The sequence below is a fragment of the Stenotrophomonas rhizophila genome, assembly GCF_003751305.1.
Lineage (GTDB): Bacteria > Pseudomonadota > Gammaproteobacteria > Xanthomonadales > Xanthomonadaceae > Stenotrophomonas > Stenotrophomonas rhizophila_B.
This window is the reverse complement of the sequence record NZ_RJKV01000002.1, coordinates 1,356,439-1,378,077: the sequence shown is the minus strand read 5'-3', so window position 1 is coordinate 1,378,077 and position 21,639 is coordinate 1,356,439. Positions and strand designations below refer to the sequence as shown.

General features: G+C 67.2%; 15 protein-coding genes and 2 tRNA genes. 10 read left to right on the top strand and 7 right to left on the bottom strand.

Features of this window, described 5'->3' with window-relative positions; all coding sequences use genetic code 11:
* Nucleotides 1–3 precede the first annotated feature (3 nt).
* The 5 genes from EDF74_RS14620 (at nt 4) to EDF74_RS14600 (ending at nt 3,885) form a co-directional block, all read left to right on the top strand.
* Complete coding sequence (locus tag EDF74_RS14620; RefSeq protein WP_123730741.1) at nt 4–615, top strand: DsbE family thiol:disulfide interchange protein; 612 nt, start codon at nt 4–6, stop codon at nt 613–615.
* 4 nt (nt 616–619) lie between these two features.
* A complete protein-coding gene (locus tag EDF74_RS14615; RefSeq protein ID WP_123730740.1) occupies nt 620–1,066 on the top strand; it encodes a cytochrome c-type biogenesis protein in 447 nt (148 codons plus the stop codon).
* Nucleotides 1,060–2,076: a tetratricopeptide repeat protein gene (locus EDF74_RS14610; protein WP_123730739.1), complete on the top strand. Its 1,017-nt coding sequence runs from the start codon at nt 1,060–1,062 to the stop codon at nt 2,074–2,076. Before EDF74_RS14615 ends, EDF74_RS14610 begins: the two co-directional genes overlap by 7 nt.
* A 73-nt stretch (nt 2,077–2,149) precedes the next feature.
* On the top strand, nt 2,150–3,262 hold the full coding sequence (gene metX / locus EDF74_RS14605; RefSeq protein ID WP_123730738.1) for a homoserine O-acetyltransferase MetX: 1,113 nt from the start codon (nt 2,150–2,152) through the stop codon (nt 3,260–3,262).
* An 8-nt stretch (nt 3,263–3,270) separates the two neighbouring features.
* The gene (locus EDF74_RS14600; RefSeq protein WP_123730737.1) at nt 3,271–3,885 is read left to right on the top strand and encodes a DUF1294 domain-containing protein; all 615 of its coding nucleotides are present in this window, start codon (nt 3,271–3,273) and stop codon (nt 3,883–3,885) included.
* Nucleotides 3,886–3,937: 52 nt separating this feature from the next.
* Here the strand turns inward: EDF74_RS14600 and cydC are convergent, their stop codons facing one another.
* Complete coding sequence (gene cydC, locus EDF74_RS14595; protein WP_123730736.1) at nt 3,938–5,611, bottom strand: thiol reductant ABC exporter subunit CydC; 1,674 nt, start codon at nt 5,609–5,611, stop codon at nt 3,938–3,940.
* Nucleotides 5,608–7,338, bottom strand: a complete 1,731-nt coding sequence (gene cydD / locus EDF74_RS14590) for a thiol reductant ABC exporter subunit CydD (RefSeq protein ID WP_123730735.1) — start codon at nt 7,336–7,338, stop codon at nt 5,608–5,610. Before cydD ends, cydC begins: the two co-directional genes overlap by 4 nt.
* A gap of 226 nt (nt 7,339–7,564) precedes the next feature.
* Between cydD and EDF74_RS14585 the strand changes: the two genes are divergently transcribed.
* The 5 genes from EDF74_RS14585 (at nt 7,565) to EDF74_RS14565 (ending at nt 10,809) form a co-directional block, all read left to right on the top strand.
* Nucleotides 7,565–9,154 carry a cytochrome ubiquinol oxidase subunit I gene (locus EDF74_RS14585; protein WP_123730734.1) on the top strand — a complete coding sequence of 530 codons (1,590 nt, stop codon included), beginning with the start codon at nt 7,565–7,567 and terminating at the stop codon, nt 9,152–9,154.
* 15 nt (nt 9,155–9,169) lie between these two features.
* Nucleotides 9,170–10,324 carry a cytochrome d ubiquinol oxidase subunit II gene (gene cydB, locus EDF74_RS14580; protein ID WP_121038151.1) on the top strand — a complete coding sequence of 385 codons (1,155 nt, stop codon included), beginning with the start codon at nt 9,170–9,172 and terminating at the stop codon, nt 10,322–10,324.
* A gap of 30 nt (nt 10,325–10,354) precedes the next feature.
* On the top strand, nt 10,355–10,468 hold the full coding sequence (cydX, locus tag EDF74_RS14575) for a cytochrome bd-I oxidase subunit CydX (protein WP_019182852.1): 114 nt from the start codon (nt 10,355–10,357) through the stop codon (nt 10,466–10,468).
* Between the two features lie 48 nt (nt 10,469–10,516).
* Nucleotides 10,517–10,593, top strand: a tRNA-Pro gene (locus EDF74_RS14570).
* A 139-nt stretch (nt 10,594–10,732) separates the two neighbouring features.
* Nucleotides 10,733–10,809: transfer RNA gene (locus EDF74_RS14565), tRNA-Pro, on the top strand.
* 30 nt (nt 10,810–10,839) lie between these two features.
* On the opposite strand, the gene EDF74_RS14560 is transcribed toward EDF74_RS14565, so the two are convergent.
* The 5 genes from EDF74_RS14560 to EDF74_RS14545 all read right to left on the bottom strand — a co-directional run bounded on the left by EDF74_RS14560 (nt 10,840) and on the right by EDF74_RS14545 (nt 21,622).
* Nucleotides 10,840–11,154: a hypothetical protein gene (locus tag EDF74_RS14560; RefSeq protein WP_148045963.1), complete on the bottom strand. Its 315-nt coding sequence runs from the start codon at nt 11,152–11,154 to the stop codon at nt 10,840–10,842.
* 73 nt (nt 11,155–11,227) lie between these two features.
* Nucleotides 11,228–11,746 carry a hypothetical protein gene (locus tag EDF74_RS14555; protein ID WP_148045962.1) on the bottom strand — a complete coding sequence of 173 codons (519 nt, stop codon included), beginning with the start codon at nt 11,744–11,746 and terminating at the stop codon, nt 11,228–11,230.
* A gap of 60 nt (nt 11,747–11,806) precedes the next feature.
* Complete coding sequence (locus EDF74_RS18145) at nt 11,807–12,220, bottom strand: hypothetical protein (protein ID WP_148045961.1); 414 nt, start codon at nt 12,218–12,220, stop codon at nt 11,807–11,809.
* Between the two features lie 5 nt (nt 12,221–12,225).
* Nucleotides 12,226–12,627 carry a hypothetical protein gene (locus EDF74_RS14550; protein WP_221180349.1) on the bottom strand — a complete coding sequence of 134 codons (402 nt, stop codon included), beginning with the start codon at nt 12,625–12,627 and terminating at the stop codon, nt 12,226–12,228.
* Nucleotides 12,628–12,643: 16 nt separating this feature from the next.
* Complete coding sequence (locus EDF74_RS14545) at nt 12,644–21,622, bottom strand: hemagglutinin repeat-containing protein (protein ID WP_123730731.1); 8,979 nt, start codon at nt 21,620–21,622, stop codon at nt 12,644–12,646.
* Nucleotides 21,623–21,639 lie beyond the last annotated feature (17 nt).

Here is a 21,639-nt window from a genome sequence, read left to right as displayed (position 1 = left end):
CCCGTGTCCGATCCCCGCCCTGCCTCCCGTCCGCTGCCGCCCGTGGCCATCGTCATCGGGGTGCTGTTCTTCTTCGGGCTGCTGGGGCTGATGATCTACGGGGTGATGAAATCCGGCGCGCCGGACCGCGACGTCCTGCCTTCTGCACTGATCGGCAAGCCGGCACCGGCCTTCGAGCTGCCGGTGCTGCACGATCCGCACATCAAGGTCAGCAGCACCGAACTGCGCGGCGCCCCCTACGTGCTCAACGTGTGGGGCAGCTGGTGCGCGGCCTGTCGCGACGAACATCCGATCCTGACCAGATTCGCCGAAACCAAGCGCGTGCGCGTGATCGGCTACAACTGGAAGGACGAGCCGGCCGATGCGCTGCGTTGGCTGGAGCAGCTGGGCAATCCGTTCGTGCTGGTGCTGAGCGACATTGAAGGCCGCACCGCGATCGACTGGGGCGTCACCGCCGCGCCGGAGACCTTCCTGGTCGACGCCAGCGGCGTGGTGCGCTGGAAGTACAGCGGCGCACTCAGCCAGCGCGTCATCGATACACAGCTGATTCCGGAACTGGAAAAGGTGGAGCGTGCCCATGCCAATGCCCAGCCGCAGCTCCCCGCCTCGCCGTAACCGGATGCTCCGCCAGGCCGGCGCGGCGCTGATCGCGCTGTCGCTGGCCTTGGCCTCGCCGGCGATGGCGCAGGCCGTCTCCGACCCGACCCCGTTGCAGTACCGCGATGCCGCCGAGGAAGCCCGCTTCCATGCGCTGGCCGCGGAGCTGCGCTGCGTGCAATGCCAGAACCAGTCGCTGGCCGATTCCAATGCGCAGATCGCGCACGACCTGCGCCGCGAGGTGCTGGTGCTGATGCAGCAGGGCAACAGCGACGCACAGATCAAGCAGTTCCTGGTCGACCGTTATGGCGAGTTCGTGCTGTACCGGCCACCGATGGAGGCACGCAATGCGCTGCTCTGGTTCGGGCCGCCGGTGGCACTGTTGATCGGCGCAGGCGTGCTGGTCTGGGTGGTGCGTCGGCGCAGCCGCGGGATTGAACCGATGGACAAGAGCGAGGAGCGCTGGTGAGCCTTTGGATGGCCCTGAGTGCCGCCGTGGTCGCGGCGGCCGTTGCTGCACGCGTACTGTGGCCGTTGCGTGCGGGCGGCCAGCACCGCCCCTTCGTGATTGCGATGCTGGCCCTTGGCTTGGCCGGTGGCGCGCTGTACCTGCTGGTCGGCACGCCGGATGCCGCCGAGCGGACGGCGGCCAGTGACGAGCCTGCCACGCTGGAGGATGGCGTGCAGGCGCTGCAACAGGCGCTGGCCAAGGACCCACAGCGCGCCGATGGCTGGGCTCTGCTTGGCCGTTCGCAGCTGGCGCTGGGCAAGCTCGCCGAGGCCACGGCCGCGTTTGACCGCGCGGTGCAACTCGCCCCGGACGATCCCGGCGTGCTGGTCGAAGCAGCGCAGGCGCGCGCGCAGGCGGCACCGGGCAAACAATTCGATGACCAGGCCCTGCAATGGTTGCGACACGCCAACACACTCGCGCCGGAGAGTGAGCGCGCCGGCTGGCTGATCGGCATTGCCCTGCGCCAGCGCGGGCAGGACGCCGAAGCGGCGGCCGCCTGGGAAGCGCTGCTGCCACGCCTGGAACCGGGCGCGGCGCGTGCGCTGCGCGAGCAGATCGCCATCGCCCGCGGCAATGCCGGGCTGCCGCCCATGACCGACACCTCCGCCCCTGCGGCGGCGGGCAACCACGCCCTCACCGTGCAGGTCCGGTTCGCGCCCGGAACCACGTTGGATCCCACGTTGGCCAACGCAACCGTGTTCGTGATCGCGCGCGCGCCCGATGGCCCGCCGATGCCGATCGCGGTGCAGAAACATCCGGCCAGCCAGTTGCCGCTGCGGGTCACGCTCGGCGATGGCGACAGCCCGATGCCCACCAGCACGCTCTCCCAGGTGCAGGAGGTCGAGGTCATTGCGCGGCTGTCGCGTTCGGGCCAGGCCAACCGCCAGCCGGACGATGTGGAGACCGCGCCGGTACGGGTGCGCCTGCCGCATGCCGGGCCGGTGCCACTGGTGTTTGATCGCCCATGACCGATGCGCGGCCGCGACGCAGCGTGCCGCTCACCACTACGGCGCCATCGCGGCGCCCGGCTAAACTGCGCGCATGACTGAATTCATTCCCCCCGGCACCCGTTATCACGCCCTGCCCTCGCCGTTCGCGTTCAAGCGCGGCGGTGAACTGCGCGACGCACACGTTGCCTACGAAACCTGGGGCACGCTCGCTGCCGATGCCGGCAATGCGGTGTTGATCGTCACCGGGCTCTCCCCCGATGCACATGCCGCAGCCAACGCCGACAACCCGGCCGCCGGCTGGTGGGAGGCGATGGTCGGGCCTGGCAAACCAATCGATACCGACCGCTGGTTCGTGATCTGCGTGAACTCGCTGGGCAGCTGCAAGGGCTCCACCGGGCCGGCCAGTATCGATCCGGCCACCGGCGAACTCTATGGCCTGCGCTTCCCCGAACTGTCCATCGAAGATGGCGCGCGGGCGGCGGTCGAGGTGGTGCGCGCCTTGGGCGTCACCAAGCTGGCCTGCGTGATCGGCAACTCGATGGGCGGGATGACCGCATTGGCGCTGCTGCTGCTGCACCCGGGCATCGCGCGCAGCCATATCAACATTTCCGGCAGTGCCCAGGCGCTGCCGTTTTCCATCGCGATCCGCTCGCTGCAGCGCGAGGCGATCCGGCTTGATCCGCAGTGGAATGGCGGTCGCTACACCGACCAGGCCTATCCGGAATCGGGCATGCGCATGGCGCGTAAGCTCGGCGTGATCACCTACCGCTCCGCACTGGAATGGGATGGCCGCTTCGGCCGCGTACGGCTGGATTCGGACCAGGCCGATGACGATCCGTTCGGCCTGGAGTTCCAGGTGGAGAGTTACCTGGAAGGCCATGCCCGCCGCTTCGTGCGCTTCTTCGATCCCAACTGCTATCTGTACCTGAGCCGCTCGATGGACTGGTTCGACCTGGCCGAATACGCCGACGGCGACGTGATGGCCGGGCTGGCCCGTATCCAGGTGGGCAAGGCACTGGCGATCGGCGCCAACACCGACATCCTGTTCCCGGTGCAGCAGCAACAGCAGATCGCCGACGGTCTGCGTGCCGGCGGTGCCGAGGCGCAGTTCATCGGGCTGGATTCGCCGCAGGGGCACGATGCGTTCCTGGTGGATTTCGCACGGTTCGGGCCGGCGGTCAGCGGCTTTCTTTCCTCACTCTGAGTTTACCCATGCGCCTTCAAGGAAAGATCAGCGAGTGGAACGACGCGCGCGGCTTCGGCTTCGTACAGCCCAATGGCGGCGGCGAGCGATGCTTCGTGCATATCCGCGCATTCTCGGCACGCGATCGACGCCCGGTGCTGGGCGATGTGATCACCTATGACGTGCAGACCGATGCGCAGGGGCGCCGCAGTGCGGTAGCGGTGCGGTTTGCGCTGGGTCGGGATGGAGGCCGTCCTGCTGCGCGCACCGCGGTGCGTGGTGCGGGGCCGGATCGATTGCCGCGTACGGCCATCGCACTGGTGTTCCTCGCAGGCCTCATTGCCGTGGCGATGTGGCAGCACTGGCCGATGTGGGTACCGGGTGCCTACGTGGGCCTGAGCCTGGTGACGTTTGCCTGGTACTGGCATGACAAATCCGCCGCCCAGAATGATCGCCAGCGCACACCGGAAAGCACGCTGCAGGGCCTGGCCCTGCTGGGCGGCTGGCCGGGTGCGTTGATCGCGCAGGCCATGCTGCGCCACAAGAACCGCAAGGCCTCCTTCCAGCGAGTGTTCTGGGTGGCGGTAGTGATCAACATAGCGGCGATGGGCTGGCTGATCCACAACGGCAGCATCCCAGGGTAGATCCACGCCATGCGTGGATGCTTTGCACGCCGTGTGCGGATCGCCTTCGCCGCTACCCTTCCAACCGTCCATCCCGCAATCGATAACTGCGATGCACGATGCCCTTGGGCAGTTCGTCGTGGGTGATCATCAACAGACTGCGATTACCCAGCGCCGCCACCATGTCCTGCAGCAATGCATGCGCGGTATCCACATCCAGGCCTTCGGTCGGTTCATCCAGCAACAGGATCGGCGCGTCACGCAGCAGCGCGCGCGCCAGCGCCAGGCGCCGCGCCTGCCCGGCTGACATGGTCGCGCCGTTTTCGCCCACCCACGCCGCCAACCCGCCGATCTGCTCGGCCCAGGCATGTAGCCGGACCTCCGTCAGCACCTGCCACAAGCGCGCGTCGCTGGCCTGTACATCGCCGAGCCGCAGGTTGTCCGCCACGGTGCCAGCGAACACCGGCGCGTTCTGCGGCAGCCAGGCGATCTGACGGTGCCAGTCGGCCTGCGCGAAACTGCGGATATCGGCATCGCCGTAACGCACGCTGCCGGCCTCCGGATCCCATAGCCGCAGCAGCAGAGAGGACAGCGTGGTCTTGCCACTGCCGCTGTCACCGCGGATCGCGATCCGTTCGCCCGGCGCGAGCTCCAGCTGCACACGGTCCAGCAACACGCGCGTCTGGCCGGGCCAACGGAACACCACCTGATCGAACCGCAGCGTCACGGGCACCGACGGTACGGCCACCGGCGCGTCGGCTTCCACCACGCCCGGCGCCTGATCCACGATGGCCTCCAGCCGCACCGCAGCGACGCGACCGGACAGCCACGATTGCCAGGCCAACCCGATGCCGGCCCACAGCTCCAGCAGTGCGACGGTCAGGAACACGAGTGCGGCCGCCAGCGCCGCATCCACACTGCCACGCTCGAAGGCATGGAGGGCCAGCCACAGCATCGCTACCAAGCCACCCGCGCCACACAGACCGTGCAGTGCGTTGCCACTGATCAGGCGCCAGCGGCGGCGCTTGTCACGCGACTTCAGCTGTTTGGCCGCCACCAGCACGCGCTGGTTCCAATGCTCGCTCGCCTGCAGTGCGGCAAGATCGGCCGCGCCTTCCAGCCCTTCGAAAGATTGGGTGCGCAGTTGCGCCCGGTGCAGCGCGCGGTCGCGCTCCTGGTCGGCCGCGCCACGCACGGTCAGCCACGGCACCCCCACCCCGATCAGCAAGGCGAGCAACGCCAGCAGAGCGGCCGCCGGCAGATAGATGATGCCCGCAGACACCACCGCGACCAGCGAGATGCCACCGAGCGCCAGCAGCGGGCCGATCGCGCGCACCAGCAGACCGTCGACCTCGCCGATATCGGACATCAGCCGCGCCAGCAGTTCACCGGTGCGTACACCGGCCAGGCGCGCCGGTGCCAGCGGCAGCGCACGACGGAAGAACCACACGCGCAGGTCACGCGCGATGCGCAGGGTGACATCGTGGCCGACCAGCTTTTCGAAATAGCGCGACACGATGCGCGCCATGGTCAGCCCGCGGATGCCCGCCGAGGGCGAGAAGAAGTTGAAGCCATTGCCGAGCCCGGCCGCGCCGGCCAGGGCGGCGGCGGTGAGGAACCCACCGGACAGCCCGAGCAAGGCGGTACCGGCCAGCATCGTGGTCCACAGCAGCAGCACCGTCAGCAGCAGGCGGCCGCGATGCCGGGCGAACACGCCCTTCAGCGAATCGATGTGCGCGGCCTTCATGGCGTTACCTCCGAGGCCAGGCGCGCGCCGCCGGCAGTCAAGGTCAGGCGGGTATCTGCCCAGCGCATCGCGGTCTCGCTGTGCGTGGCGATCACCACGCTGCGCCCACGCGCGAAGGCGGCCAGGGTACGCAGGAGATCGGCTTCGGTATCGGGATCGAGGAAGGCGGTCGGCTCGTCGAGCAGCAGCAGCTGTGGATCGCGCAGCAGCAGCCGGGCCAGGCCGATGCGGCGCGCTTCACCACCGGACAATCCGAAGCCGCGCTCACCGATCACCGTGTCCAGCCCCTGTGGCAGTGCGGCAGCGAAGCGCATTACCTGGGCGGCCTCGGCCACGGCGCGCAGGTGCGCATCAGTCGCGCCGGGTGCGGCCAGGCGCAGGTTGTCGGCGATAGTGCCGTGGAACAGATACGGGCGCTGCCCGGCGTAGCCCACGTCCAACCCGGGGCGCAGTACGATGCTGCCTTCGCGCGGTGGCAACCAGCCGGCCAGCGCTTCCAGCAACGTGCTCTTGCCACTGCCGCTGGGGCCGACCAGCGCCACGCGCTGCCCGGGCTCGATCTGGAACGAGAGCTGCTGCACCACATCGTGATGTGCACCCAGTGGTCGCAGGCTCACCCCGCGTACGACCACCGGGGGGGCGTGCTGTTCGAGCAGTTCCGGAGCGCGTGCAGTGGCCGGCGATGCGTCCTCGGCCAAGGGTGCGTCCGGCAACTCGCCAAGCAGACGCTCCACTTCGGCCGCCGCGGCCAGGGCGTTGGCGCGATCGTGGTAGTGCGCGGCCAAGCGCCGCAGCGGTGCATAGAACTCCGGTGCCAGCAGCAGGCAGAACATGCCCACGCCCAGCGTCGGCACGTGCGCGTGCAGCGACATCAGGCCCAGATAGCTCAGGCCCAGATACAGCGCGACCATCGCCACGCTGACCGACGCGAAGAACTCCAGCACCGTGGAGGAGAGGAAGGCGATCCGCAGCACTTTCAAGGTACGCTCGCGCACGCCTTCTGCCGCTGTGGCCACACCGTCCAGTTCGGCCTCGCCTCGCCCGTACAGGCGCAGCAGGCCGAGCCCCTTGATGCGATCGGCGAAGTGGCCGCTCATCCGCGCCAGTTCGCCCAGCTGCGCACGGCCGGCGGCTTCAGCGCCCCAACCGACCAGCATCATGAAGAACGGCACCAGCGGCGCGGTGAACAACAGAATCAGCGCGATCACCCAATCGGTCCAGGCAACGGCGATGGCGATCAGCAGCGGGACCACCACCACTTCGATGCGGACGGGCTGATAGCCGGAGTAATAATTCTCGATCGCATCAGCATGGGCGAGCATCAGTTCACCGAGTTCCCCGGTGCGTTGCTGGCGCAGCCACAGGGGCCCGCGCCCGAGCAGCCGCTGATAAACCCGTTCACGCAGCGCCAGCCGCGCCGCATCCGCGACATCACCGGCCGCTGCCTGGGTCGCACTCCCCAGCAGGGTGCGGATGCCCAGCACCGCCAGCAACCCCAGCAGCACGGGCGTAGCGTCGGCCAGCGGGCGGTGATCGACCAGCACCGCCTGGATCAACCAGGCGATGGCGGCCGCCTGCCCGATCAGCAAGGCGCCGGACAGGCAGATGCAGATCGCCGCCAGCCGCTGCTTGCCGCGGGCAGCCGCCGCCAGCCCACCCAGCCAATCCAGGCGACGGCGGCGCAGGGCGGTTGTCTCAACAATGGACGCGTCGGGGGGTATGCTCAAAACAAGTCACTGGCGGCCACAGGGAGGTTCCGTCGATTGTAGTAGGTGCTGGCCCCGCCTCCGTGCGGCCAGCGGTCGCAGGGGTGGGATGCATACGATCCCTGCGCTGGTCTGTTTGTACATTGATCTGAATCAAGGCTGTTTGAAGTTGCTGGTCACAGAATTCACCCCGTAGACCCCCCTTCCCGCCACCTGAAACGGCAAAACCCAACGAGGTAGCCAGGCCATGATTGATCAGACAGTCGTAGAACTGTCGCGGCTGCAATTCGCTCTGACCGCGATGTACCACTTCCTTTTCGTTCCCCTCACGCTTGGCTTGTCCTTCATGGTGGCCATCATGGAGAGCGTCTACGTCATGACCCGCAAACAGGTCTGGCGCCAGATGACGCTGTTCTGGGGCACGTTGTTCGGCATCAACTTCGCCATCGGCGTCGCCACCGGCATCGTGATGGAATTCCAGTTCGGCATGAACTGGTCGTATTACAGCCACTACGTGGGTGACATCTTCGGCGCACCGCTGGCGATCGAAGGCCTGATGGCGTTCTTCCTGGAAGCGACCTTCATCGGTCTGTTCTTCTTCGGCTGGAAGCGCCTGAGCCCGGTCAAGCACCTCACCGTGACCTGGCTGATGGCCCTGGGCACCAACCTCTCGGCGGTGTGGATCCTGATCGCCAACGGCTGGATGCAGAACCCGACCGGCGCGATCTTCAACCCGGAAACGATGCGCATGGAGGTGGTGGATTTCGCCGCCGTGCTGTTCAACCCGGTGGCGCAGGCCAAGTTCGTGCATACGGTCAGTGCCGGCTACGTGACCGGTGCGGTGTTCGTGATGTCGATCAGCGCCCTGTTCCTGCTGCGCAACAAGCACAAGGACATGGCACGCCGTTCCTTCGCGGTGGCGGCCGCCTTCGGCCTGCTGTCCTCGCTGTCGGTGGTGGTGCTGGGTGACGAAAGCGGTTATGCCGCCAGCGAACACCAGAAGATGAAGCTGGCCGCGATCGAAGCCATGTGGGAAACCGAGCGTGCGCCGGCCGACTTCACCGCCTTCGGCATTCCGAACCAGACCACCCAGCAGAACGATTACGCGATCAAGATCCCGTACCTGATGGGCCTGATCGCCACCCGTTCGCTGGACCAGCCGATCCCGGGCATCCTGGAACTGGTGGGGCGCGCCGAGAACCGCATTCGCGGTGGCCAGCTGGCTTACGGTGCACTGGAACGCGTGCGCAAGGACAAGAACGACGTCGAAGCGCGCGAGATGTTCGACCGCCATTGGCAGGATCTGGGCCACGGCCTGCTGCTCAAGCGCTACCGCGAGGACATCCTCAACGCCACCCCGGAAGAAATCTCCAAGGCCGCGATGGACACCGTGCCGCGGGTCGCCCCGCTGTTCTGGACCTTCCGCATCATGGCCGGGCTGGGCTTCTACCTGATCGCCTTCTTCGCGCTGGCCTTCTATTACTCGTGCCGCCACAACTTCCAGGACAAGCGCTGGTTCCTCAAGCTTGCCCTGTGGTCGCTGCCGGCGCCGTGGATCGCGATCGAATGCGGTTGGTTCGTGGCCGAGTACGGTCGCCAGCCGTGGGCGGTGGACGGCGTGCTGCCGACCTTCTACGCCGCCTCGGGCCTGGCCCTGCATGAAATCCTGACCACGCTGGCCGTGTTCACCGCGCTGTACACGGTGCTGCTGATCATCGAAGTGAAGCTGATGCTCAAGGCGATCCGCAAGGGCCCGGACGACATCCTGCCGTCGCTGCAGGCTGCAGCCACGTCCCTTTCCCCCAATGCCGCTGCGCCGACCCACGGTCGGGCGTAAGGCAGGAGAACCCAGATGGAATTCATTGGACTCGATTACACCACGCTCCGCGTGATCTGGTGGCTGCTGCTCGGCATCCTGCTGATCGCCTGGGCGGTGATGGACGGTTTCGACCTCGGCGTCGGCACGTTGCTGCCGTTCGTGGCCAGGACCGATGACGAACGCCGGCTGGTGATCAACACCGTCGGCCCGGTGTGGGAAGGCAACCAAGTGTGGCTGGTGCTCGGTGGCGGTGCGATCTTCGCCGCCTGGCCGCCGCTGTACGCGGTCAGCTTCTCCGGCTTCTACCTGGCGGTGTTCCTGATGCTGTTCGGGCTGATCCTGCGCCCGGTCGCCTTCAAGTACCGCAGCAAGATGCCCGGCAAGCGCTGGCGCGAGAACTGGGACCGTGCGCTGTTCGTCGGCGGCCTGCTGCCGGCACTGATCGCCGGCGTGGCGGTGGGCAATGTGCTGGTCGGCGTGCCGTTCCACTTCGATGACAGCATGCGCATCTTCTACACCGGCACCCTGATCGGCCTGCTCAACCCGTTCGCGCTGGTGGCCGGTCTGGTCAGCGTGGCGATGGTGGTCTCGCACGGTGCCGCGATGCTGGTGCTCAAGACCGATGGCCCGGTGGCCGAGCGCTCGGCCCGCTACGGCAGCGTCGCGGCGGTGCTGACCTTCGTGCTGTTCGCCCTGGCCGGTGTCTGGGTGGCCTTTGGCCTGCCGGGCTACCAGATCACCTCGCAGGTGGTGACCGATGGCCCGACCAACCCGCTGCTGAAGACCGCGGCCGTCGGTGCGGTGGCCGGTGGCTGGCTGCGCAACTACCAGAGCATGCCACTGACCCTGCTGGCCCCGATCCTCGGGCTGGTGGGTGCGCTGGCCAGCGCAGTGCTGCTGCGGGCCCGCCGTGGTGGCCTGGCCTTCCTGGCCTCGGGTGCCTCGATCGCCGGCATCATCCTGACCGTCGGCTTTGCCATCTTCCCGTTCCTGCTGCCCTCCTCCAGCCAGCCCGGCTCCAGCCTGACCGTCTGGGACAGCTCCTCCAGCCACCTGACCCTGGGGATCATGCTGATCGCCACGGCCATCTTCCTGCCGATCATCATCGCCTACACCTCCTGGGTCTACCGCGTGATGAAGGGCAAGACCACGGCCGAAGAGATGGGCGACAACCCCAACGCTTACTGACGCGCCCCACGGCGCCATAGGAGACTTACCATGTGGTACTTCGCTTGGATTCTGGGTGCAGGGCTGGCTTCGGTCGTGGCCATTCTCAACGGCATGTGGTTCGAAGCCCGCGAGCAGAGCCGCACGGATCACGAAGAAGGCTAAAAAAAGGTTGCCGATCGGGTCTTCACACCGTATCCTTGTCGGCTCCTTCGGGGTGTAGCTCAGTCTGGTAGAGCGCTACGTTCGGGACGTAGAGGTCGCAGGTTCGAATCCTGTCTCCCCGACCACTCCGGTGGTCGTATTGAAGTCTGGGAACACGTTTCCAGGCTTCTTTATCAAGGGCCGTGGCAACACGGCACCGAAGGTGAAAAACGCGATCCCCCCTTGCCGCCGACCGGCGGGATCGATACAATAGGCGGCTCCTTACGGGGTGTAGCTCAGTCTGGTAGAGCGCTACGTTCGGGACGTAGAGGTCGCAGGTTCGAATCCTGTCTCCCCGACCATTTGATGGTCACAATCAAGCCTGGAAGACATCACCGTCCTCCGGGTTTTTTTGTGTCTGGCGATTGGCAGGCCGGGTAGCGGCCGCGGATCTCCCCTTCGCAGCTGCCGGTATAGCGGTAGCCTTGGCCGAGCATGCAGCGCTGCAGATCATCGAACGTGCGGCCCAGGGCCTGCTGGATCGCCGCCGCGCTGGAACCCTCCGGCGTGGAGACGTGGTAACCGCCATTGGCGGCGCCGCCGCACGCCAGCCAATCGGCATTGCGGGTCGCGCCGTCATTCCCTGCCTTCTGCCAGGTGTCGCGTGGCGGCACGAGGGTACGGCCGACCGATGGATCGCCATTCATCCACATGCCGCCGATGCCGCAGGCGCTGAGGCTGAGGGCCAGGCACAGGGCCGTGACGGCGCGTGGGTGCCGCTCAATCACACACACCCCGCAGATACGCTTCCGCCCGCGATGCGGGTGACGCGGCCGAGGGTTCGGGCGGCACCGCACGGAACGTGATGCCCGACTGCTCGGCAGTACTCTGCAGCCCCTGCATCTTCGGCGACGTGCCTACGACTGTCAGAGTCAGGTGCGAAAGGCGCTGGTGCTTGAAGGTATCAAGTGCCGACTGCACTGCCTTGCGCGTGACATCTTCGCTCTCACCGGCGACAACCAAGCGGGTCATCGGTGGTTCGGCGCCGCGGGCCATGAGGGCCTTCAGTTGATCCATCCAAGCGGCCTTGCCCACCACCGATCCCATCATCAGGTTGGCGATGCGGTTGCCCGCCGAGGGAATATCGATGTAGAACGCCGCGCATTCCGGCGACTGCGCTGATTGCGGCGATTCGGGTGCCTCTGGATCGGCGAAGGCTGCGCCCACGATGCCCAGAAGACTCAGACACAGCGCAACGCGGACATACGATCCAGGCAATGAACGAAATGAATACTGCATTCTTCTGGCTCCCAAGTAGGGGGGTGATCATCGCATAGGCATCGCAGACACCTGTGCGGATCAGCGTTCCGGCACCGCACCGGCTGCGCGCTGGCACGCGGGGAACCTGCTGGAAATTTCTCCCTGGCAGGTACCGGTGTATTGATACTCCTTACCCATCATGCAGCGTTGGATCTGGTCGAATTTCTCACCCGAGCGCGCCGCCGTTTCGGCACCTGTAGTGCCTGATACCACGGCATAGCTTCCCTTTTCCGTGCCGCCGCAGGACACCCAGTCGAGCTGACGCGCTTGAGGTGCTCTGGACGGATGCTGCCAGTTCTCCATCAAGGAGGGCGGATTGGCCAGCCGCTGATACGCCGCTTTGTTGCAGTAGACCATCGGTGTCTGCGGGCCACAGATATGACCGTTGCCGATCATGCAACCAGAGAGAAGCGCCATGGCAAGCGCCGCAGCAGCGCTTCTCATCGGGCTCATCGCGTTCAGCGCGACGAGGACTGGCAGGCCGGATAGCGGCTCGGAATGTCACCTTCGCAGGTGCCGGTATAACGGTAGCCCTTCCCCAGCATGCAGCGCTGTGCCGCATAGAGCTTGTCGCGGGAGAGATCCGCCGTTTCCTTGCCCGTAGCACCTTGCCGGTCGGGCGAGATGTTCCCACTGCGCTGCCCGCCGCACGCCTGCCAATCCGTGTCACGCGCCGAGGCGCCGGCGTCCGGCTTGCTCCAGTCATGGCCCGGCGGAACCAGGTGCGAGGTCGCATTGGGATTTCCATTCATCCACATGCCGCCGATACCACAAGCGGTGAGACCCGTGGCCAGGCACACCCCCAACACGACGCGAAAAACCTGCTTGCCTTTCATTACCACCTCCTGAAAATCGTCCATGGACAGCGTGCCATCCTCACCGCGAAGCGCGTGCAAGGATGGAGATCGCTTCCCATACCTGCGGCGGAAGTGCCTTGGCCATCGCGAACGGCGCAGCCACCGGAATGGCCACCACGCTCCACCCTTCGTGCACCATCTTCAGTGGCGACGGGCGATCGCGGGTCGCATTGCCCTGCTCATCGTACAGGCCACCCCATTGGCCGCCGATCATGTCGTGCGGGCCGGCGAAGTACTCGATCAGCCTGTCCTGCCACGCACCAGACGCATACGGCGTACCCTTCAAGGTGCCCTCGATGCCCTGGATGCCACCGGTCAGCCCGCCCATGCCCTTGCCTGCCGGGCTCTGCAGAAACTCCGACAGCGTCATCTTCGCCTTGGCCGAATCCCACTGCACGCGCCCCTTGTCGTCCAGGGCGAGTGTCTTGCTCCCCGGCAGCGTCATGCAGCGCTCGTTGCTCTCCCCACACAGCTGATCCAGGTCAACGCGCGTGCCGCCCAGCTTGATCCCATCGCCGTCAACACCCACGCTGATCCCGTTGATGTTGTTGAGCACCGTGGGGTCCTTCGAGGTCGGGTCGACCTCGGGATTGGCAGGGTCCACCACGCCGGCAAAGATGCTGGAATTCTTGACCATCTCCTGCCGCATCCAGTCCGCCGCACTGGCCAGCGCCTCCTTGGATACCGCACTGGTCGCCGAGCCGGTCACTGCGCCGATCAGGATGTTGAGCATCTTCTCCTGCGTGCGCAGTTCATCGGCTTCAGCCTGCAGCGCCGCCTTCTGCTCCGGCGTGTCGGCGTCCTCGTAACGCTCCTTGATGCTGGCGCCGCGGCTGGCCACATAGCTGCCCACCGCACTGTGGGCCTGCTGGGTGAAGGCCGCGCTGATCTGCGCTTCGGCCTGCACCTTCTGCGCCAGTTCCACCGGATCCCAGTTGCGGATCAGCCCGTTGGCATCGTCGCCACTGAGCACACCGCGGTTGAGGCTGGCCAGGGTGTCGTCGATGCTCTTGCCGGTCCTGGCCAGCTGCGCGTTGCCATCGGTGATGGTCAGCGCGCCTGCGCTGATGCCGCTGCGGGTGGTGCTGGCATCGCTGCCCTTGTCGCTGGCATAGCCGGGTGCGGCGGCGCTGGCATCGTTGCCATAGTTCTGCCACGACCAGCTGCTGCCCTGCCCGGCTGCACCGGTGGACCCGGGCGTGCCGTCGTTGCCACGGCCGCTGTTGCCGCCACTGGACGGGCCGCCTGTGCCGCTCTTGCTGAAGCCGCCGGACAGGCTCAGGCTGCTGGCCTTGTAGTCGCTGCGGTTGTCCAGATCGCGCACGCTCAATGTGCTGGTGATCAGCTGGTTGCGACCGTCGGCGATGGCCTGCTCGCTGGAGGCGATCACGCCACCGATCAGATCGGTATTGCCGCCTACGCGCACCTGGTAGCCACCGTCGCCCGCCTTGATCCCGCTCTGCTCGACAACACTGGCGTAGTCACCATCGACTTTGGTGTTGCCGTAGCTGGCGCTGCCGGAGAAGCCCAAGCCGACCGTGACACTGCCGCCGACACTGGTGTCCTTGCTGTGGAAGGTGGAGGTGTCCTGCAGGCTCTCGATGTTGAGGTCACCGCCGATATCGCCGATCACCTGGCGACCACTGGCCACTGCGCCACGCAGGGTGGTGTCGCCGCCGGATTGCAGGACCAGCGTGTTGCCGGCGTTGACGTGGCTGTTGGTCCAGTTCACGTCGGTGCCCTCGCCCTTGCCCTTGGAGCCACTGGCATTGGCGGTGATGCCGGCGCTGGCACCCCCGGAGCCGATGCTGATCGCCACGCCGACACCGCCACTGGCCGCACTGCTCTTGCGATCGGTCTCCAGCGTGTTCTTCGCCGCCAGCAGGGCGATATCGCCATCGGCCCGCAGGTAAGCATTGTTGCCGGCGTTGATGTCGCTGCCAACCACGGTCAGATCCGAGTCCTTGCCCGCACCGGTGGCGCTGATGCGCACGTCGCCGCCGGCGGTGATGCTGGAACCGGCCGCGTTGTCGTGCGTGGTGGTGGTCTTGCTGTCGCTGCGTGCGCCGCCCACGGTGATGGAAATATTGATGCCACCCGCCGCGCCTGGATCAGCCTGCACCGCACCGACCGCTGCCGCCGTGTTGAGCACGGTGGTCGCTGCCGCCAAGGTCTTCATGCGGCTGTCGTCGGTCTGGCTGGCCGCCTTCTTCATCTGCTCGGCGCTCTGGATCGCCGAGATCACCGGCGCGGTCAACGCCACCGTCAGGCCGGCCTGGCGGAATTTGTCTTCCTGGGTGGCCACGCCGGTCTCGCGGGCTTCGACGATATCGACCTTGCGCGCGTGGATGTCGACATCGCCCACGGGCGCGACGACGTGGCTGCCGACCTGCCGGTAGTTGTTGCCCGCCACCATCACCACGTTGCCCGCGGTGGAGCCGATGGTAGACGCCGCAGCACTGGTACTCACGTCCTTGGCATCGCGGCTCTGCATCTGCGTACCGACCGTGAACGCGACGCCGCCGTTGTAGAGGAAGCCGCTTTCATCCTTACGCTTGAAGTGACTCTCACCACGGGTGTTGGTCGCGGCCTGCACGGTCAGATCGTTGTCGGCCAGCAACACGGTGCCCGCATCGGAGACCACGTTGCTGCCGGTCACGGTGATGTTGTTGCCACGTACCGCCACCTGGTGCCCGCTCAGCGTGCTGGCGATGGCCTGGGTTTCCTCCAGGCTGTCGCGCGTGGTGTTGGTGGTGGACTTCAACAGCCCGCGATGGGTGTGCTTGCGGCCCTCGCTCCAGTTGTTGCTCTGTTCGCCGCTGGCGATGCTGACGTCGTTGTCGGCCATCACCGAGACCGCGCCATCGCTGCTGTAGACCTGCGCTGCACGCAGGTTCACGTCATGCCCGGCCTGCAGCTGTACCGCCCCGGCGGTATCGATGGTAGTGCCGACCTCGCGCTCGTAGCCTTGGCGCAGGTAGTTGTCGTTGTTGCGGACATTGTTTTCCTGGCGCGCCTCGGTGACCGTGCCCAGGGAGAGATCCCGACCCGCCGCGAGCAGGGTCTGGCCCTGTGCACCGGTGTTGACCACCTGCGCGCCGTCCATGCGCAGATCGCGGCCGGCCTTGGCCAGCAACGTGGCGCCCTGGTCACTCACGAACAACCCGGCCACGCGATCGATATTGGTCCGGCTGAAGTCGCTCAGTCCCGCCGTGTTCTGACCGCTGCGGGTGGTGGTGACCATGTTGAGATCACGGCCGGCGCTGGCCACCAGCACGCTGTGCGCATCGATCAGGCCGCCGAGGTTGTCCAGATCGGTACGCGCGTTGGCACTGACCGTGTCGCCACTGATGCGGCCGTCGAGGTTGCGCAGGTTCTGCGCGTCGATCTTGACCGCGGTGCGGCCGGCGATGGTGCCACTGTTGACCAGGTCGCCGCGCAGATTCAGCTCCACCGAGCGACCGGCCAGCAGCGTGCCGGTGCCGTCGATATCACCGGGGCGTACGCGGACATACACCTGCGGGACCAGCGCGGTGGTGGTGCTGCCATCGGCCAGGGTGACGCGCTGCTCGACCAGCCAGACGATGTCGCTGGTGAGCTGGGCCATCTGCGCCGCGGTCAGCGCCACGCCGGGGCGCAGGCCCCATGCGTCGGCGATGGTGGCCGCGTTGTCGAGCAGCGCGCGGTACTGCGCTTCATCGTCGGCGAAGCCGTCCAGGAAGCGGCGGCCGGTGAGCTGGGCGACCTGATCGCGGACCAGCGTCTGTTCGTAGAACCCATCGCCCAACCGCTTCTGTACGTTGGCCGGGTCCACGCCCATCTTCTGCAGCAGGTACTCCGAACCGAGCCAACTGCGGTAGTCGGCAAAGCGTGGATCGGTCTCGACCAGGTACTGGCCGGCACCTGGGCCGCTCTGGAACAGGCTGCTCTGCGGCAGTTCGGCATCCACGCCGATGGTGCGGATCACCGTCGGCTGGTTGCCCGCCGCGCCCTGCGCGCCGGTGCCGGTGTTGCTGCCCGGGCCCGCCAGCGAGGCGACGCTCGCGCTGACCTCGGTCACCTGGCGCTGCCCAGCCATGGCGCCGGCGTCGGCTGCGCCGCCGACCTGCCCACCGACGGTACCGGTACTGACGCCGCCCACCTGGTAGCCGCTGCCACCATCGCGGGTGTTCTGTTCGGTGCGGGTCACGCCCAGATTGATGGTGCGCACTTCATCGGCCGGGCGATAGGCGATCTTCCCGTCCCACTTGCGTTCGTGATAGCGCTTGAAGCCACCGCGCCAGCGGCTGTAGGTGTACTGGCTGGTGCCTTCCTCGTGCACACGGTACTCGCCGAATGCATCGATGTTGCGCAGGTTGCCAAGGTCGCCCAGCAACGCGCCGCCGGCCAGTATCTGGCTCTTGTCGTTGATCAGCTCATCCCCACGCAGGGTCATGTTGCCGCCCGAGATGATCCGGCCCGGCGCGCTGGAGGTGACCTGGGTTTCGTACTCGGTATGGGTCACGTCGTACTGGGTCCATGCCTTGACGTCGCCGCTGCCGTTCTTCCACCAGTACTTGCCGGCGCGGCTCCAGCTGGACCAGGTGAACTCGCTGGCATCGTGCATGCCCGGCGTGCCCTTGGGCTGGATGTACAGCTTCTTGGTCGGCCCGACCACCATGACTTCAGTGGTGGCAAAATGCTCGTTGCTGTTGAGCAGGCGCGTGGCGTCGATGCTCAAGCCGCCCAGCGATTCGATGGTCGCGCTGGCATTGTGCACCGAGCCGGCGCGACCGACTGCATGCCCCTGCGCATCCAGCGCACCGCCGATGTTGAGCGCATTGTCGCCACCGCCGGCACTGAAGATCAGCGCCTGCTCGCGGTTGACCACGGTGCCGGCGCCGATGTCCAGGCGCTCACGCGCGGCAATGGTGGCGGCGCGGGTAACGCCCTCCAGCGTTTCGTCGCTGTTGACCAGGGTGGTGGCACCGATCGACAGGCGGTCGCCATAGATGCGACCGGTGCCTACGTTGAGGATCACATCGGCATCGACGCGGGTATCCACGCCGTCGATCAGGCCCCGGTTGCCGAGTACGCCATCGGCGCGCACCTGGGTGCTTAGGCCGCTGATCTCACCCGTGGCGAGGTTGTCGATCTGGCGTGCATGCAGGTTCAGATCGCCGGCCTGCACCTTGCCTGCATTGGTCCACAGCCCCTGCGTGGAAACGGTGGCCTTGCCATTGGCGGTGATCTGGCCATCGTTGCGGTAGTCCTGCTGCAGGGCCAGCACCAGATCGCCCTGCGACAGCACCCGGCCCGTGCCGTTGAGCGCGTTGGCATGCAGCGTCTGGTTGCCCGCCGACAGCAGCGTGCCGTCGGTGTTGCCGACCTGACCGGCGCGCACGTCCAGACTGCCCGCCGAGGACACCAGTCCCTGCTGGTTGAGCAGTGCATCGGTCGCCTGCAGCGCAATGCGCTGGTCGGCAGCGATCATGCCGCTGCTGTTGTCGATCTGCGCGGCAGTGAGGTCCACGCTGCGGCCCTGCAGGCCGAGCGCGGTGCTGCCACCGCTCGTGGCGCGGTTGTCGATGCGCGCGGCCTGGGCAACCAGATCGCCACCGGCCACGGCCAGCCCGGCCTGGTTGACCAGCTCACCGCTCAGATCGAGGGTCAGATTCTGGGCGGCCTGGAGACGGCCACCGCTGTTGTCCACGCGCTGCGCCTGCAGCAGCAGCGAGGTGCCGCTGCCGACCTGCCCGCCGCTGCGGTTGTCCAGCGAGGCCAGCCGCGCGTCCAGCGCCGTCTGCGCCTGGACAAGGCCGGCACGGTTGTCCAGCTCACCGGCACGCAGGGTCAGCCCGGCACCGCTGACGATGCCGCCGCGCGCGCCCGCGTCGGTATTGCCCAGCCGCTGGCCGTGCGTATCGATGCTCATCCCGCCACTGGACTGCAGCAGGCCAGCGCGGTTCTCCAGCGCACCACTGCGGATATCCAGCGTGCCGGCGGTGGCGGCGATGATGCCTTCACTGTTGTCCACGCCGCCCAGACCCGTATCCAAGGCGACGGAGGCGCCGGCCAGCGTGCCACCCACGTTGGTCAGCCCTTGGCTGGTCACCGACAGCGCACGCTCGGCCTGGATCACCCCGGCGGTGTTGTCGATCTCGCTCGCACTGTCGAGCGAGACGTTGCCGTCGACCGACGCCAGCGTGCCCGCGTCACGGTTGATGATGCGCCCGGCCTGCACCTGCAGCGTGTCGTTCGCGGCGAGGGTGCCGGCGCTGTTGTCGAGGGTCTGGCCGACCGCCGCGTCCAGCGTATCGCCTGCGTTGACGCTGCCACCGCGGTTGTCGAGGCTGCCGACGCGCAGCTGCTGCGCACCACCGGAGGCGATCATGCCGCCCTGGCGGTTATCGAGCAGGCCGTCCACGGTGAGCTGCAGCGCCCTGTCGCCGGCCGCCTGGAGCGTGCCAGCCTGGTTGTCCAGCTGACCAGCCCGCAGCATCAGATCGCCAGCGCTGGCCAGCGTACCGCGCTGGTTGTCGAACGCGCCGGTCACCTGCAGCGTGGAAGCCGCATCGCCTGCCGCCAGCAGTTTGCCGTCGCGGTTGGAGAGGCTGCCCGCCTGCACGGCGAGCGCACCGTTGCCGATGATCTGGCCGTTGTCGTTGAGCAGCCCGTGGGTCACACGCAGGCCAAGCGTATCGGTACCGGTGGCGATCAACTCGCCACGGCGGTTGTCCAGCTGCCCGGCATCGATCTCCATGCGCACCGCCGAGGTGATACCGCCGGAGACGTCGATGCGCTGTCCCTGCAGGTGCAGCGCGCCGTTGCTGAGCAGCTTGCCGCCTGCCCCGGCCAGCGTCGCTGCGGTGATGTCCAGGCGGCCGCTGCCGGCCTGCTGCACCTGCCCGCCGGCGTTGTTGAACAGCGCTGTGCCGATGGCCAGATCGCCGTTGCTGGCGAGCGTGCCACCGCTGTTGTCCAGCGCGGCCGCCGCCTCGATGCGGTTGGCCTGGCTGCCGGTCGCCAGCAGCTGGCCGCCACGGTTGTCGAACGTATCGACCTGGAGATCGAGCGTGCCGGCCTGCAGTTCCGCCTGGCGATGATCGACCTGCCCCGCGCGCAGGCTGAGCGTGCCTGCCGTGGCGATCTCGCCGCGCTGGCCGTCCAGCGTGCCGGTGGTGAGCTGCAGGCCATCGCTGCCGGCATGCATCAGCGTGCCGTCGGCGTTGACCAGCTCTGCACTGGTCAGCGCCAGTGAGGTGGCATTGCTGGCGAGACTGCCGTCGGTGTTGTCGAGCGTGCCTTGCACCCGCAGCTGGGCGGGTGCAGTGCCGCTGTGGGTGATCGTGCCACTGCGGTTGGACAGCTGCGTGGTGCTTACATCAAGGGCGCCGCCCACGTTCAATGCGCCGGCGTCGTTGTACAGTGCCTGACCCTGCACGCGCAGGTCGCGCTGGGTGGTCAGCTCGCCCCGCCGATTGGACAGCGCGCCACCGTTCACGCTCAGGTCGCGCACGCCGATGCTGCCGCGGTCGTTGTCCAACGCACTGGCACGCAGATCGATATCGCCACCGGCCGTCACCGCGCCGGCATCGTTGTCGAGCAGGCCGGCAATCATCACGCGCCCCTGCGCGAGCGGCGCGGTGGTCGGCGGAATCACGCCCGGCGCGCTGCCGTCGGTGCCGCCGTTGCCGGTGCCCGGCGTGCCTGGGATGCCCGTGCCTTCCCCTGTGCCTGGCGTCGTCGGTGCGGTCCCATCCTGCTGGGCCAGCGCGCCGATACTGCCCTTGTCGCGGTTCTTCAACTGCCCACTCTCTACCGCCAACGCCTGCACACCCGCCTGCTCGATGCGCCCATCCCGGTTGACCAGCGAGGCGGCTTCCACATCCAGACGGGTGCCGTTGAGCTGGCCCCCCGTGTTGTCCAGATCCTGGCCGGTGCGCAGGTTCAACTCGCGACCTGCGCTGACCAGACCTTCATTGCGCACACCGCCGCTGGCCGCGATGCGGGTGTCGTCGCGCGCCTGCAGTTTGCCGGTGTTTTCCAGCCGGCCATCGACGGTGACCACCAGCTCACCGGTCTGCGCGCCGAGATTGCCGGCGTTTCGCACGCCCACGCCATGCTCGGTGCCCATCAGCAGAATCTTGTTGGCATACATGCCGCCGAGCTGCGCGACGTCCAGCGCGTACTGCGGCGCACTGCCTTCCGCGGCCTGCGCCTGCACGCGGCTCAGATCGGCACTGACCGTGTTGGCGCCAGTGGTGAGCTGCAGTTGCTGTGCCCACAGGCCTGCGTTGAGCTGCACCGAGCGCGCGATCAGATCGGTGTAGTCGACCCGGCTGGCATCCATGCCGGCGCCGAAGATACGGATGGCACCGCCCTGCACGCGGTATCCCTCCAGCGCACCGCCGTTGAACATCGGCGTGCCGGTGGTCAGAGTGATGCGGTTGGCGTTGATGAAGCCGCAGCCGTCGCAATCGATGCCGGCGGGGTTGGCGATCACCACCTGCGCGCGATCGCCGGCCACTTCCACGTAGCCGCGCAGCTGGCTCGGGTTCGCTCCGTTGACCTCGTTGAGGATCACCCGCGCGGTGCCACCGGCCAGCCACGGATTGCCCTGTACCCAGCCGCCGAGCTGGGACTGCGTGTTGCCGCGCGAATTGTTGAGGATGGCGCCCTGCTGGTCGACATCGAATCGCTGGTAGGTGTTGCGCGAGACACCGGCCGCACTCGGGGTCTGGATGTTGATCTGCGGCGTGCCGTTCGCCGTTTCCAGCACCGTGGGCCGCTGGTTGCCCGGCGCATTCGGATCGGCCGCTACCTGCGCCGCGGCCATGCCGGTCACCCCGACCCAGCCGAGCATCACCCACAACGCGAAGGCCATCGGGCGCAGTGCCGCCGTGCGGTCACCGCCCTGTCCGGTACCAAGCCCGCCGGGGCGCGGGGTGATCTCCGCGGCGACCTGCCAGAGCTTGAGGGCGTGGTTGAACACGAGGCGGTACAGATGCTTGTTCATGACAGTTCCTTTGTGTG

Excerpts from the sequence above, each read along its gene's own strand:
- EDF74_RS14615 (WP_123730740.1), top strand. The coding sequence starts at position 620 with ATGCTCCGCCAGGCCGGCGCGGCGCTGATCGCGCTGTCGCTGGCCTTG.
- metX (WP_123730738.1), top strand. The coding sequence starts at position 2,150 with ATGACTGAATTCATTCCCCCCGGCACCCGTTATCACGCCCTGCCCTCG.
- EDF74_RS14600 (WP_123730737.1), top strand. The coding sequence starts at position 3,271 with ATGCGCCTTCAAGGAAAGATCAGCGAGTGGAACGACGCGCGCGGCTTC.
- cydC (WP_123730736.1), bottom strand. The coding sequence starts at position 5,611 with ATGAAGGCCGCGCACATCGATTCGCTGAAGGGCGTGTTCGCCCGGCAT.
- EDF74_RS14585 (WP_123730734.1), top strand. The coding sequence starts at position 7,565 with ATGATTGATCAGACAGTCGTAGAACTGTCGCGGCTGCAATTCGCTCTG.
- cydB (WP_121038151.1), top strand. The coding sequence starts at position 9,170 with ATGGAATTCATTGGACTCGATTACACCACGCTCCGCGTGATCTGGTGG.
- cydX (WP_019182852.1), top strand. The coding sequence starts at position 10,355 with ATGTGGTACTTCGCTTGGATTCTGGGTGCAGGGCTGGCTTCGGTCGTG.
- EDF74_RS14560 (WP_148045963.1), bottom strand. The coding sequence starts at position 11,154 with ATGAATGGCGATCCATCGGTCGGCCGTACCCTCGTGCCGCCACGCGAC.
- EDF74_RS14555 (WP_148045962.1), bottom strand. The coding sequence starts at position 11,746 with ATGCAGTATTCATTTCGTTCATTGCCTGGATCGTATGTCCGCGTTGCG.
- EDF74_RS18145 (WP_148045961.1), bottom strand. The coding sequence starts at position 12,220 with ATGAGCCCGATGAGAAGCGCTGCTGCGGCGCTTGCCATGGCGCTTCTC.
- EDF74_RS14550 (WP_221180349.1), bottom strand. The coding sequence starts at position 12,627 with ATGGACGATTTTCAGGAGGTGGTAATGAAAGGCAAGCAGGTTTTTCGC.
- EDF74_RS14545 (WP_123730731.1), bottom strand. The coding sequence starts at position 21,622 with ATGAACAAGCATCTGTACCGCCTCGTGTTCAACCACGCCCTCAAGCTC.